The 15,614-nt window shown below is 68.6% G+C and carries 17 protein-coding genes; 3 read left to right on the forward strand and 14 right to left on the reverse strand.

Translation table 11 applies throughout. The features are described 5' to 3' along the window. Positions 1-7: 7 nt before the first annotated feature. The 9 genes from rpsS to ACZ4SV_RS03540 form a co-directional block, all read right to left on the reverse strand. Entirely contained in the window at positions 8-289 is a 282-nt protein-coding gene (rpsS, locus tag ACZ4SV_RS03500) for a 30S ribosomal protein S19 (protein WP_004984529.1), read from the reverse strand. Positions 290-301: 12 nt separating this feature from the next. After that, positions 302-1,138, reverse strand: a complete 837-nt coding sequence (gene rplB, locus ACZ4SV_RS03505) for a 50S ribosomal protein L2 (protein ID WP_030601203.1) — start codon at positions 1,136-1,138, stop codon at positions 302-304. Positions 1,139-1,176: 38 nt separating this feature from the next. Beyond that, the gene (gene rplW / locus ACZ4SV_RS03510; protein ID WP_030345427.1) at positions 1,177-1,596 is read right to left on the reverse strand and encodes a 50S ribosomal protein L23; all 420 of its coding nucleotides are present in this window, start codon (positions 1,594-1,596) and stop codon (positions 1,177-1,179) included. Continuing rightward, positions 1,596-2,249 carry a 50S ribosomal protein L4 gene (gene rplD / locus ACZ4SV_RS03515; RefSeq protein WP_365873958.1) on the reverse strand — a complete coding sequence of 218 codons (654 nt, stop codon included), beginning with the start codon at positions 2,247-2,249 and terminating at the stop codon, positions 1,596-1,598. The genes rplW and rplD overlap by 1 nt, the downstream gene beginning before the upstream one ends. A gap of 8 nt (positions 2,250-2,257) precedes the next feature. Continuing rightward, the gene (gene rplC, locus ACZ4SV_RS03520) at positions 2,258-2,902 is read right to left on the reverse strand and encodes a 50S ribosomal protein L3 (protein WP_020135811.1); all 645 of its coding nucleotides are present in this window, start codon (positions 2,900-2,902) and stop codon (positions 2,258-2,260) included. A gap of 17 nt (positions 2,903-2,919) precedes the next feature. Further along, a complete protein-coding gene (gene rpsJ / locus ACZ4SV_RS03525; protein ID WP_003948644.1) occupies positions 2,920-3,228 on the reverse strand; it encodes a 30S ribosomal protein S10 in 309 nt (102 codons plus the stop codon). Positions 3,229-3,674: 446 nt separating this feature from the next. Then, the gene (locus ACZ4SV_RS03530) at positions 3,675-3,986 is read right to left on the reverse strand and encodes a hypothetical protein (RefSeq protein WP_468001024.1); all 312 of its coding nucleotides are present in this window, start codon (positions 3,984-3,986) and stop codon (positions 3,675-3,677) included. 163 nt (positions 3,987-4,149) lie between these two features. Then, on the reverse strand, positions 4,150-4,338 hold the full coding sequence (locus tag ACZ4SV_RS03535) for a DUF397 domain-containing protein (RefSeq protein WP_468001026.1): 189 nt from the start codon (positions 4,336-4,338) through the stop codon (positions 4,150-4,152). Beyond that, positions 4,335-5,180 carry a helix-turn-helix domain-containing protein gene (locus ACZ4SV_RS03540; protein ID WP_468001028.1) on the reverse strand — a complete coding sequence of 282 codons (846 nt, stop codon included), beginning with the start codon at positions 5,178-5,180 and terminating at the stop codon, positions 4,335-4,337. Before ACZ4SV_RS03540 ends, ACZ4SV_RS03535 begins: the two co-directional genes overlap by 4 nt. Positions 5,181-5,328: 148 nt before the next feature. Here ACZ4SV_RS03540 and ACZ4SV_RS03545 point away from each other — a divergent pair, with 148 nt between their 5' ends. Beyond that, positions 5,329-5,808: an ATP-binding protein gene (locus tag ACZ4SV_RS03545; RefSeq protein ID WP_468001030.1), complete on the forward strand. Its 480-nt coding sequence runs from the start codon at positions 5,329-5,331 to the stop codon at positions 5,806-5,808. A 562-nt stretch (positions 5,809-6,370) separates the two neighbouring features. Continuing rightward, the gene (locus ACZ4SV_RS03550) at positions 6,371-6,568 is read left to right on the forward strand and encodes a hypothetical protein (protein WP_468001329.1); all 198 of its coding nucleotides are present in this window, start codon (positions 6,371-6,373) and stop codon (positions 6,566-6,568) included. Positions 6,569-6,605: 37 nt separating this feature from the next. Here the strand turns inward: ACZ4SV_RS03550 and ACZ4SV_RS03555 are convergent, their stop codons facing one another. From ACZ4SV_RS03555 to rpsL, 5 genes are all read right to left on the reverse strand, one after another. Then, positions 6,606-9,674: a glycosyl hydrolase 115 family protein gene (locus ACZ4SV_RS03555; protein WP_468001032.1), complete on the reverse strand. Its 3,069-nt coding sequence runs from the start codon at positions 9,672-9,674 to the stop codon at positions 6,606-6,608. Positions 9,675-9,906: 232 nt separating this feature from the next. Next, positions 9,907-11,100 carry an elongation factor Tu gene (gene tuf, locus ACZ4SV_RS03560; protein ID WP_365875368.1) on the reverse strand — a complete coding sequence of 398 codons (1,194 nt, stop codon included), beginning with the start codon at positions 11,098-11,100 and terminating at the stop codon, positions 9,907-9,909. Positions 11,101-11,256: 156 nt separating this feature from the next. Further along, positions 11,257-13,383, reverse strand: coding sequence for an elongation factor G (gene fusA / locus ACZ4SV_RS03565; protein ID WP_365875366.1), 2,127 nt, complete (start codon positions 13,381-13,383; stop codon positions 11,257-11,259). 39 nt (positions 13,384-13,422) lie between these two features. Further along, positions 13,423-13,893 (reverse strand): 30S ribosomal protein S7, encoded by a 471-nt coding sequence (gene rpsG / locus ACZ4SV_RS03570; protein WP_030345396.1) that lies wholly within the window; start codon positions 13,891-13,893, stop codon positions 13,423-13,425. Positions 13,894-13,895: 2 nt separating this feature from the next. Further along, entirely contained in the window at positions 13,896-14,267 is a 372-nt protein-coding gene (gene rpsL / locus ACZ4SV_RS03575) for a 30S ribosomal protein S12 (protein WP_003948652.1), read from the reverse strand. Positions 14,268-14,658: 391 nt separating this feature from the next. On the opposite strand from rpsL, the gene ACZ4SV_RS03580 reads away from it, so the two are divergent. Next, positions 14,659-15,471, forward strand: a complete 813-nt coding sequence (locus ACZ4SV_RS03580) for a Crp/Fnr family transcriptional regulator (protein ID WP_468001311.1) — start codon at positions 14,659-14,661, stop codon at positions 15,469-15,471. Positions 15,472-15,614 lie beyond the last annotated feature (143 nt).

The raw sequence follows: 15,614 nt of genomic DNA on the forward strand, positions 1-15,614 counted from the left end.
TCCGCTACTAGCGGCGCTTCGACTTCCGGTCTTCCTTGACGTGACCCCGGAAGGTGCGCGTCGGCGAGAACTCGCCGAGCTTGTGGCCGACCATCGACTCGGTGACGAACACCGGGATGTGGGTCTTGCCGTTGTGCACCGCGATCGTGTGACCGAGCATGGCCGGGACGATCATCGAGCGACGGGACCAGGTCTTGATGACGTTCTTGGTGCCGGCTTCGTTCTGGGCGTCCACCTTCTTGATCAGGTGGTCGTCGACGAAGGGCCCCTTCTTCAAGCTACGAGGCATCTCAACCCGTCCTTAGCGCTTCTTGTTCGTCTTGCGGCGGCGGACGATGTACTTGTTCGACGCCTTCTTGGGCGAACGAGTACGGCCTTCCTTCTTGCCCCACGGGGACACGGGGTGGCGGCCACCGGAGGTCCGGCCCTCACCACCACCGTGCGGGTGGTCCACCGGGTTCATGACCACACCACGGACGGTCGGGCGAACGCCCAGCCACCGCTTGCGGCCCGCCTTGCCCCAGTTGATGTTGCTCTGCTCGGCGTTGCCGACCTCGCCGACGGTGGCGCGGCAGCGGACGTCGACCAGGCGGATCTCACCGGACGGCATGCGCAGGTGGGCGTAGGCGCCCTCCTTCGCGAGCAGCTGCACGGAGGCACCGGCGGAGCGGGCGAACTTGGCACCGCCACCGGGACGGAGCTCGATCGCGTGGATCGTGGTACCGACCGGGATGTTGCGGAGGGCCAGGTTGTTGCCCGGCTTGATGTCGGCCCCGGGACCGTTCTCCACGGTGTCGCCCTGCTGCAGGTTGCGCGGGGCGAGGATGTAGCGCTTCTCGCCGTCCGCGTAGTGCAGCAGCGCGATGCGCGCGGTGCGGTTGGGGTCGTACTCGATGTGCGCGACCTTCGCCGGCACGCCGTCCTTGTCGTGACGACGGAAGTCGATCACTCGGTAGGCGCGCTTGTGTCCGCCACCCTGGTGGCGAACGGTCACACGACCGGCGTTGTTACGGCCGCCCTTGCTGTGCAGCGGGCGAACCAGCGACTTCTCCGGCGTGGACCGCGTGACCTCGACGAAGTCGGCGACGCTGGCGCCACGACGGCCAGGAGTCGTCGGCTTGTACTTGCGGATTCCCATTTCTCAGTCCTCGTCCGATATCGGACGATCCTGACCGCTTACGCGGTCGGACCGCCGAAGATGTCGATACGGTCGCCCTCGGCGAGGGTCACGATCGCGCGCTTGGTCGCGGCACGCTGGCCGAAACCGGTACGGGTCCGCTTGCGCTTGCCCTGGCGGTTGATCGTGTTGACCCCGGTGACCTTGACGTCGAAGACCGCCTGCACGGCCTGCTTGATCTGGGTCTTGTTGGCGTTCGGGTCGACGATGAACGTGTACTTGTTCTCGTCGAGGAGCGCGTAGCTCTTCTCCGAGACGACCGGCTTCAGCAGGACGTCACGGGGGTCCGTGTACGACTTGCTCAGCGGGGTCTCGACGGTGTTCTTGCCCTCGGTGGCGTGGCGACGCGCCTTGGCGACGCGCGCGGCCTTGGCGGCCTTGGCGGCCTTCGAGGCGATAGCGGGGTGACGGATGGCCATCAGACCTCGCTCCCTTCGGTGTCGTTGGCCTTCGGGCCGGCGACGAAGGACTCGAAAGCGGCCTGGGTGAAGACCACGTCGTCCGAGACGAGAACGTCGTACGTGTTCAGCTGGCCCGGCTCCAGGATGTGCACCTGGGGCAGGTTGCGGGCGGACAGCCACGCGGCCTCGTCGGAGCGGTCGACGACCAGGAGCAGGTTCTTGCGCTCGCTGATCTTGCCGAACAGGCTCTTGGCGGCCTTCGTGCTGATGTTCGCGCCCTCGACCACGCCGGAGACGACGTGGATGCGGTTGTGACGCGCCCGGTCGGTGAGGGCACCGCGCAGGGCGGCGGCCTTCATCTTCTTCGGGGTGCGCTGCGAGTAGTCGCGCGGCACGGGACCGTGCACGACGCCACCACCGGCGAACTGCGGCGCGCGGGTCGAACCCTGACGGGCGCGACCGGTGCCCTTCTGGCGGTACGGCTTCTTGCCGCCACCACGGACTTCACCGCGGGTCTTGGTCTTGTGCGTGCCCTGGCGGGCAGCGGCCAGCTGCGCGACGACGACCTGGTGGATCAGCGGGACGCTGACCTTGGCGTCGAAGATCTCCGCGGGGAGCTCGACGGAACCGGCCTTGTCGCCCGCCGGCGAAAGGATGTCAACAGTGCTCATCGGTTACCTCAGGCCCCCTTGGCCGCGGTGCGGACCAGGACGAGGCCGCCGTTCGGACCGGGAACCGCGCCCTTGATGAGCAGCAGACCCTTCTCCGCGTCAACGGCGTGGACGGTCAGGTTCTGGGTGGTGACCCGCTCGTTGCCCATGCGACCCGCCATGCGGAGGCCCTTGAACACGCGGCCCGGGGTGGCGCAGCCACCGATGGAACCGGGCGAGCGGTGCTTGCGCTGGGTGCCGTGTCCGGCGCCGAGGCCCTTGAAGTTGTGACGCTTCATGACACCGGCGAAGCCCTTGCCCTTGCTCTTGCCGGTCACGTCGACCTTGATGCCGGCCTCGAACACCTCGGCGGTGATCTCCTGGCCGAGGGTGTACTCGCTGGCGTCAGCGGTACGGATCTCGACGAGGTGGCGGCGGGGAGTGACGTCGGCCTTGGCGAAGTGGCCCTTGAGGGGCTTGTTCACCTTGCGCGGGTCGATCTCGCCGAACGCGATCTGGACGGACTCGTAGCCGTCGACGTCGTTCGTGCGGACCTGGGTGACGACGTTGGGGCCGGCCTTGACGACGGTGACCGGAACAACACGGTTGTTCTCGTCCCACACCTGCGTCATGCCGAGCTTCTCGCCCAGGATGCCCTTGATCTGCTTAGCCATCTTTCAGATCACCGGCCTCAGAGCTTGATCTCGATGTCGACACCGGCCGGGAGGTCGAGTCGCATCAGAGAGTCAACGGTCTTGGGGGTCGGGTCGAGGATGTCGATCAGGCGCTTGTGCGTGCGCATCTCGAAGTGCTCGCGCGAGTCCTTGTACTTGTGCGGCGACTTGATGACGCAGTACACGTTCTTCTCAGTGGGCAGCGGCACCGGGCCCGCGACCGACGCACCAGTGCGCGTCACCGTCTCGACGATCTTCTTCGCCGAAGAGTCGATGACCTCGTGGTCGTAGGCCTTGAGCCGGATGCGGATCTTCTGTCCCGCCATGGCTACTCAGTAGTCCTGTCTCTCTAACGCTCTGGAACCCGGTGTTTCTTTTGCGTGACTCTCGGTCCTCCGACCCACGCGGTCGGGCGTGTCGCTCTCCCGCTGACACAGATGTCCCTTGTCCGGACATCCCTGCGGGATTGACACGGCCCTTCCGGAACCGCGGACCGGGAGCCTCGGGCCCACCGGGCGCCTGGCCGGTATCGCGCTCACACTTCCCGGAAGATTCCCGTACGTCCGCCCCAGCGCTGCCCGAGGGCAGTTAGGGCGACGAGTACTGTGGGACTCGCTTCCGGTCCTCCCGGCGGGAGGCGCGCAGCATCAACACTCGACCGAGCAACTCGGACAGTCTGCCACACAGAGCAGCCCCTCCGCCAATCGAGCCGAAGAGATTACCCCGGGAGTGACGTAGGTCAAACCGGGTCCGCCTTCCCGCGCGGCTCCGATCAGTACCGGGTGCCGAGATCCGTGCCCTCGGGCGCCCGCCAGCAGCCGGAGACGACGGTCACCGAGAGCAACGGCTCCTTCTCCCCCGGGTTGCTCGGCGTGGAGACCATCAGAACGGCGTGCACCGAGAACCGGTCCCGCTGCGAGTCCGCCGTGAGGGCCAAGGACTTGGCCTCGCTGTTCTCGGGACCGTAGTGGACGATCTTCCAGCCCTTCTTGGGCAGCTCCTGGGGTGCCCGGAGCCGGCCCCCTGACCGGGGGTGGCGTGAGCCGAGGGAGAGTGCCCGTTGTCGTCCACTGTCGTCGAACATCCTGCCGTGACGAGAGAAACCGCGAAGGCGGCAACAAGGCCGACGAGGGCGCTGCGCTGCCATGACCGTACCGAGCTGCTCATCGACCTCACCCTAGGAGCCACCCGGTGAGGGCGGTGCCCGGTACGGCCCGGACCCCGCCCGGCAGGGCGTCCGCCGGCCGCTAAGACCGCCGGGCCAGAGCGACGAACGCGGCCCAGGCCGTCGGGGCGACGGCCAGCCGGGGGCCTTCGGTGTTCTTCGAGTCGCGGACGTGGATGGTGGCAGGGGTGGAGGCGACTTCGACGCAGTCGCCCGGTTCGTTGCTGCTGCTGTAGCTGCTCTTGAACCAGTGGAGTTCCGCGGTGCTCATAGTCTCCCCAGCGCTCGCTCGATGAAGGCCTGCGACTCCCTCGGCGTGAGAGCCTGCGCCCGGATCATGCCATAGCGCAGTTCAAGGATCCGAAGATCCTTTGGGCTCGAGACCGGACGACCGTTGAATGCGCCCTCGGAGCGACCGATCGCCGTGCCGTCGGCGAACTTGAGTACCTCAATCAGACCCGCCGCTCCAGCGTGCTCCTCCCGGTCGGTTGGCATGACCTGAAGAGTGACGTTCCGCAACTGCGCTACCTCCAGGAGGTGTTCTAGTTGTCGGCGCAGCACCATTTTCCCACCGTAAGGACGTTCGAGCGTCACCTGTTCCTGGACGAAACTGAGCGTGGGCGCGGGCTCCTGCTCGAAGACGGCCTTTCGAGCCATACGAGCCGCAGTCTCCCGTTCCACGATGTCCGTGGGGAGCGCCGGCTGCCTCATCTCGAAGATCGTGCGCGTGTACTCGTGCGTCTGAAGCAAGCCGTGGATGTGGTGGTTGCTGTACAGCAGCATCTCCACCGCCCGCCTCTCCATGTCCGCCAGCTCCCGTACCTTCTTCGGATACCGGGCCTTGCTCATGTCGCCCATGAAGGCCCGCACATGGCCCTGGGCCTTCAGGAACGTGTCCACCCTGTCCAGGAACTCCGGGCGGGCGATACGCGCGCCGCGCTCGATCTTGCGGATCATGTCCTCGCCGTAGCCCAGGGACCCCGCCAGCTCGGGCACGGTCAGGCCCGCCGCCTCCCGGCAGACCTTGATCAGGCGGCCCACCGCCTGCACCAGTGGCTCCATCTCGTCGCCCGGCTCGACGTCCCAGCCCGCCTCGTCCACGCCCTCGCTCATCGCTCCTCCTCCAACGCGCACTCGTACTCGTACAACGCCGGGACAGCCGAGACAGCCGAGACAAAGCGAGGACAGTCACCGTACGTACAGGCGTTATCACTCCTCCACGGAAGCAGATCCGGCCACGCTCAGTGATGTGAACCATGAAATGGCTGCCCCTGAAAACCAACTCGGCGTCCACTTCCGCACGTTCGACGTCCGGCTGTCGTCCACGCCACGCGGCGCCCGGCTGGCCCGGCTGCTCGCCGAGCAGCACCTGCGTACCTGCGGACTGCCCGTGGAGACGACGACGCAGATCATCGCCGAGCTGGCGGCCAACGCCGCCACCCACGGCCGCGTGCCCGGACGCGACTTCCACCTGCTGCTCCACGTCGTCGGCGACCGGCTCCGCATCGAGGTCACCGACACCCGCGGCGACCGTCTTCCCCGGCTGCGGTGCGCGGCGGAGGACGGTGAGTCGGGGCGCGGGCTGCTGCTGGTCGAAGCGCTCTCCGACCGCTGGGGCGTCACCCTGGGCCGGCGCCCGCGCAAGACCGTCTGGGCCGAGGTCGTCCTGCCCGCACCGGGATCCGGCGCGCCGCGCTCCGGTGCCACGGGCGGTTTCCCGCCAGGAGGAGGACGAGGGTGAAAGGACCCGGCCAAGCCCCACCCCTCCCGCCCGGGAGGCGCGCTCACTCGCCTGGGTGAGACTCGCCAACTCGGCTGGATTCCAGGCCGATTCCGTGCCCCACGCTCGGCGCGGCAAGAAGGCCGAACATGCGCCGGCCCTCGCAGGGAGTAGCGCTCCCGTGCGAGGGCCTGACCACCGAGGAAGGTTCCCAGCTCCCTGATGGACGCCCGGCAGCCTAGCGGCCCCGGCATCCCCACCCCCGCGTCACGAGCAACGACCACCCGATCCGGGGGCGCATCGAACTCCGCCGTCGTACGCCGGGCCCCGCCCGGCGGCCTGCCACCGAACCCGCTGACCCTGTCGGCCCCTCGCCTGACGGACCGGCTGCCGCCCGTGTCGCCGTTCCACGCGCCGGAACCACCACCGCCGGTCCGGCATCCCACGCCCCGGCCGCTGCCACGACTGCCGGTCCGATCCTCCGGAGCACCCTGATGACTCCCGCCCCACTCACCCCACTCACGCCCCGGCTCCGCCAAGGGACCCGGCTGCCCCCTGGCTATGGCACTCCCGGGAGGACGACATGAGCACGCGGGCCGACCACGGACACGAGCTGATTCCCCGCCCCGCGCTGACTCCCGACGGCCTGCGGTCGGCCCTCGCCGTCGTGGCTCCCGCCCGTCTCGAGGAGATGCAGGCCACGAAGGACGATGCCTTCGCCAAGGCGGTGAGAGAACTGAGCGCCGTTCTGGACGAGGCCGTGAAGGCAGTCCGGACGTGAGCTGGAAGTGGGAGTACGCGTCCTGCGGGGAGGAAGTTCAGGCCCTCCCACTCTCCAGTGGGCCCAAATACAGCTCCGGCAGGCCGCCTGTGTCTATCAGGAGGCGCTGGAGTACCACCGTCGGGTCGACCATCCAGAACTTCAGGCGGTGGACGCCCGGTGCGGTCACCGTGTGGCGGGTGGACGTGCGGTTGACGTTGTCCGATGTGTTGCGGGCCCACACCGTGTTCAGCGCGCCGTCGTCCGCGCCCGCCGTGATGTCCACCGTGCGGACCGGACCGTCGTCCAGGGAGACGCCGTAGCGCAGGCCCTGGACGCCGGGCAGCGCCGGGTTGCGCGGGGAGAGGTACGCCCAGACGGTCACCTCGGCCGGCGCCGACAGCAGGGTCACCTCGTACTCCAGGCGGGGCGAGGAGCCGCCCGGGGTGCGGGACGGGGACGTCACCGGCCAGGGCGTCATGCCCGCGCCCGTGCGGCCGATGCCGTCGACGCGGCGCCACCGGCCGACCGCCCGGTCGTAGTGCCCGGCGTCGACCGCCACATAGCCGCCCGCCTCCACGAAGCCCCGCGCGCCGTGCACCGGGGTCCCCTCCGCCACGCAGCCCACCGTCACCGAGGACCCGGCGCCGGTCACCGTCAACGTGGCCTCGGCGCGGCGGGCCGGGGCCCGGGACCAGTCCACCTCCACCTCCAGGCGGACCTGCCGCTCCACCCGGCCCCGGGGCCGGTCCACCCGCAGCCACGGCGCCGACACCCGCACCTCGTACGCGAACGGCTCGGCGCCCCGGTTGAACACCTCCACGTACTGCCGCGGACGGGTCTGGTACGGGCTGAACGGCGGCAGGACCGCGGCCCCGGAGGCGCCCCCGGGCCACCAGTGGCCCGCGTCCTCCGACCCGTCCACCGACACGCCCAGCCCCGCCGCCGCCGGCAGGTCCACGCGCCGCACCGCCGGGAACAGGACGTCGGGCAGAGCCACGTTGTCCTTCTCGGGCTGCTGCCAGGGCGCGTTGGGCCCGTAGCGGTCGACGTCCCCGTAGTCGATGTGCGGCTGGGTCTGGAACCCCTGCCATTTGCCGTCCGCCACCCGGGTGCCGAACCGCTCGGCCAGGGCGAAGTCCCGGGCCAGGGCCGCTTCCGCGCGCACCGCCCGCTCGTTCGCCGCCGCCCGGCCCTGCGCCGCGTACAGCAGGTTGGTGAACTCCGCCTCCCGCAGCTCGTACAGGTTCGCGGTCGCCGTTATCGCGTACCCGGCCAGTTCGAACCACGCGTCCCGCAGCCTGTCCGGCAGCCTGCGCTCGACGCGTTCCGCGCGGCGGCCCAGCTCGCGCCACTCCTCGGTGACCCGCTCCAGTTCCCGGTGCGCGAAGTAGTACGGGCTCTGCCGGTCGTCGTAGACCACCCGATCACCCGAGAGGGTGATCCGGCGGTTCAGCAGCTCCGGTTTGCGGCGGGCCTGGAGCCGGCCGTAGGCCGCCAGCAGCGAGGCGATCTCCGCCGCCTGCGCCTCGCCGAAGTTCTGCCGGGCGTACCGCTCCTCCCAGGCGCCGAGCCGTTCCAGCGGCCAGGCGTCCGGGTTCCAGGCGTACGTCAGGAAGAACTCCGTGGGCAGTTCGTTGCCCTTGAGATCGCCGACGTTGGCCACCCACAGGCCGTGGTTGCCGTAGGCGTGCGCCTGGTGGAGCTGCTCCCAGACGTTGCGCAGGTTCGCGGTGTCGACCCACTTGTAGTTGCGGCCGGCGCCGACGTAGTCGAAGTGGTAGTACAGGCCGTAGCCGCCGGGGCGCGGGCCGTCCGGGTGCTTGCGGATGTTGCCCCAGTTGTCGTCGGTGAGGACCACGGTGACGTCGTCGGGTGCGCGCAGGCCCCGGTCCCAGTAGCGCTGCACCTCCTTGTACAGCGTCCAGACCTGCGGTGTCTCGGACGCCGGCCGTCCGGTCACCTCCTCGATGATGCGGCGCTGGTCGGCGATGATCTGCTGCATCAGCTCGATGCCGTCGCCGTCCGGCAGGCTCGTGTCCCCGTTGCCGCGCATGCCGAGGGTCACCACCCCCTCGAAGCCCTCGTCCACCATGCGCTGGATGCCGGCCCGCCAGTACGCGCGGACCGCCTCCGCGTTGCGCCGGTACGACCACTCCCCGGTGCCCCCGTAAGGGTCCGACCCGGAGCCCGCGTGCCGGTTCCACTCCTCGATGCCCCGCATCATGGGCGCCTCGTGCGAGGTGCCCATGACGATCCCGTACCGGGCCGCGGTCCGGTGGTTCTCCGGGTCGTCCTCCGCGAACGCCCGGCCCCAGACCGCCGGCCACAGGTAGTTGCCCTTCAGCCGCAGCAGGACCTCGAAGACCTTCGCGTAGAAGTCGGCGGTGAAACCGTTGGGATACCCGGGCGCCTTCCCCGGGCCGAAGTACGCCGGCGCCCAGGTGCCGAGCGCCGGGTTCTCGTCGTTGACGAAGACGCCCCGGTACTTCACCGCCGGGCTGCCCTGGGTGAAGCGGCCGGGCTTCACCCACACCGCCTCCCGGCGCGCCGGCGGCACGTCGTCCCACCAGTGCCAGGGCGAGACACCGATGCCGTAGGAGACGTCGTACGCCCCGAAGATCGTGCCCCGCGGATCGCTGCCCGCGATGACGAAGGCCCGCTCCACCCCGGGCAACGGCCGCTCCACGACCGTCTGGAGCGAGGTCTCCCACCGACCGCTGATCCCCGTCACGTCCAGCTTCCCGGAGCGGATCAGGCCGTCGATCAGCGGGCTGCGGCCGATCGTGCCGAGCAGCACCGGGAAGCGGCCGATCGTCGTGCCCGGCCGGACGCCGGTCACGCGCGCGAGGTCGTCGCGCAGGTCGCCCGCCACCCGTACGACCCCGGGGTGATCCTCCGGGCTCACCACTACGGGTGCGCCCACCAGTGAGAACACCCCGCCCGTGAACGAGATGTACGACCCCGGGTCCGTCACCCGCAGCCCCTCCCCCGACCCTGACCCGGACCCGGACCCGGACCCGGACCCGGACGCGGCCTGGGACGCCGGCCCCGGCACCGCGGCCAGTCCGGCCCCCAGCACCGCCCCGCCCACGACCGACCTGCGGCTGACGTGCGCAGACGACATACGCCACTCCTCCCGTTCCCCACCCGCCTCTATTTGCTCAGCGGCATGACAAATACTGGGCGAGGCAACGGCGGCGGGGAACGGGTCGTACCCACCGAATACTTTCGAGCGCCGTCCGCCGGCCCGCCCCCCGGGACGGCCCGGGCGGGTCCGGGAACGCCGAAGAGGCCCGTACGACCGGAGTCGTACGGGCCTCTCCTTAGGTCAGATACCGACCTGAAGCAAGCGGAGCTTACTTCACGATCTTGGTGACCTGGCCGGCGCCCACGGTGCGGCCACCCTCACGGATGGCGAACTTCAGGCCCTCTTCCATGGCGACGGGCTGGATGAGCGACACCGTCATCTCGGTGTTGTCACCCGGCATGACCATCTCGGTGCCCTCGGGGAGGGTCACCACGCCGGTCACGTCCGTCGTGCGGAAGTAGAACTGCGGACGGTAGTTGTTGAAGAACGGCGTGTGGCGGCCACCCTCGTCCTTGGACAGGATGTAGGCCTGCGCCTCGAACTCGGTGTGCGGGGTGACCGAGCCCGGCTTGATGATGACCTGGCCGCGCTCGACGTCCTCGCGCTTGATGCCACGGAGGAGCAGACCGACGTTCTCACCGGCCTGGCCCTCGTCGAGCAGCTTGCGGAACATCTCGATGCCGGTGACCGTGGTGGTGGTCTTCTCGGTCTTGATGCCGATGATGTCCACGGTCTCGTTGACCTTCAGGACACCACGCTCGATACGGCCGGTGACGACCGTACCGCGACCGGTGATGGTGAAGACGTCCTCGATCGGCATGAGGAACGGCTTGTCGACGTCGCGCTCCGGCTGCGGGATCGACTCGTCGACGGCCTTCATCAGGTTGAGGACGGAGTCCACCCACTCCTGCTCGCCCTCGAGGGCCTTGAGCGCGGAGACCTTGACGACCGGAACGTCGTCGCCGGGGAACTCGTACTCGGAGAGGAGCTCACGGACCTCAAGCTCGACGAGCTCCAGGATCTCCTCGTCGTCCACCATGTCGGCCTTGTTCAGCGCGACGACGATGTACGGGACGCCGACCTGGCGGGCCAGGAGCACGTGCTCCTTGGTCTGCGGCATCGGGCCGTCGGTGGCGGCGACCACCAGGATCGCGCCGTCCATCTGCGCGGCACCGGTGATCATGTTCTTGATGTAGTCCGCGTGACCCGGGCAGTCGACGTGGGCGTAGTGACGCGCTTCGGTCTGGTACTCGACGTGCGCGATGGAGATGGTGATACCGCGCTGGCGCTCCTCGGGAGCCTTGTCGATGTTGTCGAACGGGGTGGCCTCGTTCAGGTCCGGGTACGCGTCGTGCAGCACCTTGGTAATGGCGGCCGTGAGGGTCGTCTTACCGTGGTCGATGTGACCGATGGTGCCGATGTTGACGTGCGGCTTAGTCCGCTCGAACTTCGCCTTCGCCACTGGGGTCCTCCTGTGGAGTGGTTCTGTACGCCTTACTTCATCGGCGCCAGGTGATCTTTGCTGTAAAGGCCCGGAACCCGGGGTATTCCTCCGCGTTCGCGGCGGAATACCCCTGGAGGCTCCGGAGTCAAGCCTACGGCGTGTTAACGCGGTGCGTTACTCGCCCTTGGCCTTCGCGATGATCTCCTCGGCGACGTTCCGCGGAACCTCGGCGTAGGAGTCGAACTGCATCGAGTAGCTTGCGCGACCCGACGTCTTGCTGCGGAGGTCGCCGACGTAGCCGAACATCTCCGACAGGGGCACCAGGCCCTTGACGACGCGGGCACCGGCCCGCTCCTCCATGGCCTGGATCTGGCCACGGCGGGAGTTGATGTCGCCGATGACCTCACCCATGTAGTCCTCGGGCGTGGTGACCTCGACGGCCATCATCGGCTCGAGCAGCACGGGGCTGGCCTTGCGCGCGGCCTCCTTGAAGGCCTGCGAACCGGCGATCTTGAAGGCGAGCTCGGAGGAGTCGACCTCGTGGTAGGCACCGTCGTGGAGGATGACCCGGACACCGGTCATCTCGTAGCCGGCGAGGATGCCGAACTGCATGGCCTCCTGCGCACCGGCGTCCACCGAAGGGATGTACTCCTTCGGGATACGGCCACCGGTCACCTTGTTCACGAACTCGTACGAGGTGTCGCCGCCCTCGAGAGGCTCGATGCCGATCTGCACCTTCGCGAACTGACCGGTACCACCGGTCTGCTTCTTGTGGGTGTAGTCGACGCGCTCGACGGCCTTGCGGATCGTCTCACGGTAGGCCACCTGCGGCTTGCCGACGTTGGCCTCGACCTTGAACTCGCGCTTCATGCGGTCCACGAGGACCTCGAGGTGAAGCTCGCCCATACCGCCGATGACGGTCTGGCCGGTCTCCTCGTTGGTGTGCACCTGGAAGGAGGGGTCCTCCTCCGCGAGACGCTGGATGGCGACACCCAGCTTCTCCTGGTCACCCTTGGACTTGGGCTCGATCGCGACCTCGATGACCGGCGCCGGGAAGTCCATGGACTCCAGGATCACCGGGTTCTTCTCGTCGCAGAGCGTCTCACCGGTGGTGGTCTGCTTCAGGCCCATGACGGCGACGATGTCGCCGGCGCCCACCGAGTCGATCTCCTCACGCTTGTTCGCGTGCATGCGGTAGATCTTGCCGATGCGCTCCTTGCGGCCCTTGACGGAGTTCAGCACGGCGGTGCCGGACTCCAGACGGCCGGAGTACACGCGGACGAAGGTGAGCTTGCCGAGGTGCGGGTCGCTCATGATCTTGAACGCCAGCGCCGACAGCGGCTCCTCGTCGGACGGCTTGCGCTTGACGACCTCGTCCGCGTTGTTGACCGCGTGGCCCTCGATGGCCTCGATGTCGACCGGGGACGGCAGGTAGCGCACGACCGCGTCGAGCAGGGGCTGGACGCCCTTGTTCTTGAACGCGGTACCGCAGAACACCGGGGTCACCGTGGTGCCGGTGCCCTTGCCGGAGGCGATGGTGATACGACGGATCGCGGCGTACAGCTGCTCCACGGAAGGCTCCTCGCCCTCCAGGTACAGCTCCATGATCTCTTCGTCGTTCTCGGCCACGGCCTCGAGCAGCTTGCCGCGCCACTCCTCGGCAGCCTCGGTGTGGGTGTCCGGGATGTCGACGATGTCGTACATCTCGCCCTTGGTGGCCTCGGCGGACCACACGAAGGCCTTCATCGTCACCAGGTCGACGACACCCTTGAAGTCCGCCTCGGCACCGATCGGCAGCTGCATGACCAGCGGCTGCGCGCCCAGGCGGTCGGAGATCATGTCGACGCAGCGGTGGAACTCGGCACCGGTGCGGTCCAGCTTGTTGACGAAGCAGATACGCGGCACGCCGTAGCGGTCCGCCTGACGCCACACGGTCTCGGACTGCGGCTCAACGCCGGCGACACCGTCGAACACCGTCACGGCACCGTCGAGCACACGCAGGGAACGCTCCACCTCGACGGTGAAGTCGACGTGACCCGGAGTGTCGATGATGTTGATGGTGTGGTCGACGTTCTCCAGCGGCCAGTGGCAGGTGGTGGCAGCAGAGGTGATCGTGATGCCACGCTCCTGCTCCTGCTCCATCCAGTCCATGGTGGCAGCGCCGTCGTGGACCTCACCGATCTTGTAAGACACACCGGTGTAGAACAGGATCCGCTCGGTGGTGGTCGTCTTGCCCGCGTCGATGTGGGCCATGATCCCGATGTTCCGGACCCTGGCCAGGTCAAGTGAAGTGGTAGCCATAAGGCTTCAGTCTTCTCTCGGTCTCGATGTGGGTAGCGACTACCAGCGGTAGTGCGCGAAGGCCTTGTTGGACTCGGCCATCTTGTGGGTGTCCTCGCGCTTCTTCACGGCCGCACCGAGGCCGTTCGAGGCGTCGAGAAGCTCGTTGAGCAGGCGCTCGGTCATGGTCTTCTCGCGACGGGCGCGGGAGTAACCGACCAGCCAGCGCAGCGCCAGGGTGCTGGCACGGCCGGGCTTGACCTCGACCGGCACCTGGTAGGTGGCGCCACCGACACGGCGGGACTTGACCTCGAGGGTCGGCTTGATGTTCTCAAGAGCGCGCTTCAGCGTGATGACCGGGTCGTTGCCGGTCTTCTCGCGCAGGCCCTCCATGGCGCCGTACACGATGCGCTCGGCGGTGGAGCGCTTGCCGTTCAGCAGCACCTTGTTGATCAGGGAGGTCACCAGAGGAGAACCGTAGACCGGGTCGATGATGACCGGGCGCTTCGGGGCGGGGCCCTTACGAGGCATTCTTACTTCTCCTTCTTGGCGCCGTAACGGCTGCGAGCCTGCTTGCGGTTCTTGACACCCTGGGTGTCGAGCGAGCCGCGGATGATCTTGTAGCGAACACCCGGCAGGTCCTTCACACGGCCGCCGCGCACGAGCACGATGGAGTGCTCCTGCAGGTTGTGTCCCTCACCCGGAATGTAAGCGGTGACCTCGATGCCGCTGGTCAGACGCACACGCGCGACCTTGCGGAGGGCCGAGTTCGGCTTCTTCGGGGTGGTCGTGAACACACGCGTGCAGACGCCGCGACGCTGGGGCGAACCCTCGAGCGCGGGCGTCTTGTTCTTCTCGACCTTGTCCTGCCGGCCCTTCCGGACCAGCTGCTGGATCGTAGGCACTACTTCTCCGGTTTCTGTGTGCCGATGGGTACAGCTAACCTGGAACATCGCCGACCCACGCGGTCGGGTGTGTCGAATCCGTCCGACTCCCCGCCGCAAGGCGAAAAGGGCGCAGATTACGGTGGCCGCTCGTGGCTCGCCATACGGTTCACAGGCACGCACAGGAGCCAGGGCACACCCCAGGCACAAGGTCTGAGCGTACCTACCTCATGGACTTCGGTCAAAACAAATGGGACTCACGCCGACACGCCGGTCCCTCCAGTCTGCTCCTCGCGATTCGTCCGCGCTTGTCCAGCGGCCTCCCGACTGGCCGAAACGCGCTCTTCACCCACCGGCGCTCTTGCGCGTTCAGTACGTTGATGCGCCCGCTGCGGACTTCCGGGGGATGAGCATGACAACCATGACGACAAGGACGCCGGTGTACTCGCCGGACGACGGCGGTCTGGACGACCGGGTGCCGTTCCTGGCCAGGCTGGAGAGCGAGGACCGCTCGGCGCTGCTGGCGCTCGGCACGGCGCTCACCTTCACCGCGCGCGTGATCCTGCTGCACCAGCACGAGCCCTCCTCGCACGTGCTGTTCCTGGTCGACGGCTGGACCAAGGTCACCGCGTCCGCCGCCAACGGCTACGAGGCGCTGCTGGCCCTGCGCGGCCCCGGCGACATCATCGGCGAGTCGGCCGCGCTGACCGGACGGCCGCGGTCGGCGACGGTCACCGCGCTGGAGCGGGTCCGGGCGGTGGCCGTCGAACGGGAGCGGTTCCGGGAGTTCCTGGGCGCCTCCCCGGCCGCCTCCTTCGCCCTGCTCGGGCTCACCTCGGACCGCACCCGCGCGGCCGACCGGCGCCGGCTGGAGTTCGCGTCGCTGAGCGTGCGGGAACGGCTCGCCGTGCTGCTGCTCGACCTCGCCCGCACCCACGGCCGGCGCGTCCCGGACGGCATCGAGCTGGCCGTCCCGCTCAGCAAGCAGGAACTCGCCGGTTCCGTCGGCGCCTCCCGGGAGATGGTGCAGCGGCTGCTGAAGGAGCTGCGCGACAAGGAGGCGGTGGTCACCGGCCGGCGCACCCTGCTCATCCGCCGCCCGGACATCCTGCGCCGCATCACCGCGACGGCCCCGGCCGGCCCGCCGGCACCGCCGGTCCGGCCGGTCCCGTCTGCCCCATGTGACCCGTCTGTCCCGCCGCTCCCGGGCCCCCGCGAGGAGTGACGGCGCGGGCGACGGGCTTTCCCCGGACATCACGGGCGTCACAGGAGCCCCAGGCGTCCCGGGGGTCGTTCTGTGCACACGGTCACAGTCGGTGTGGGTCATCCGCCCTCACCACCGCGGCCTTCCGGCGGCCACGCTGCTGC

The sequence above is a fragment of the Streptomyces sp. NPDC027672 genome (genome assembly GCF_055566335.1).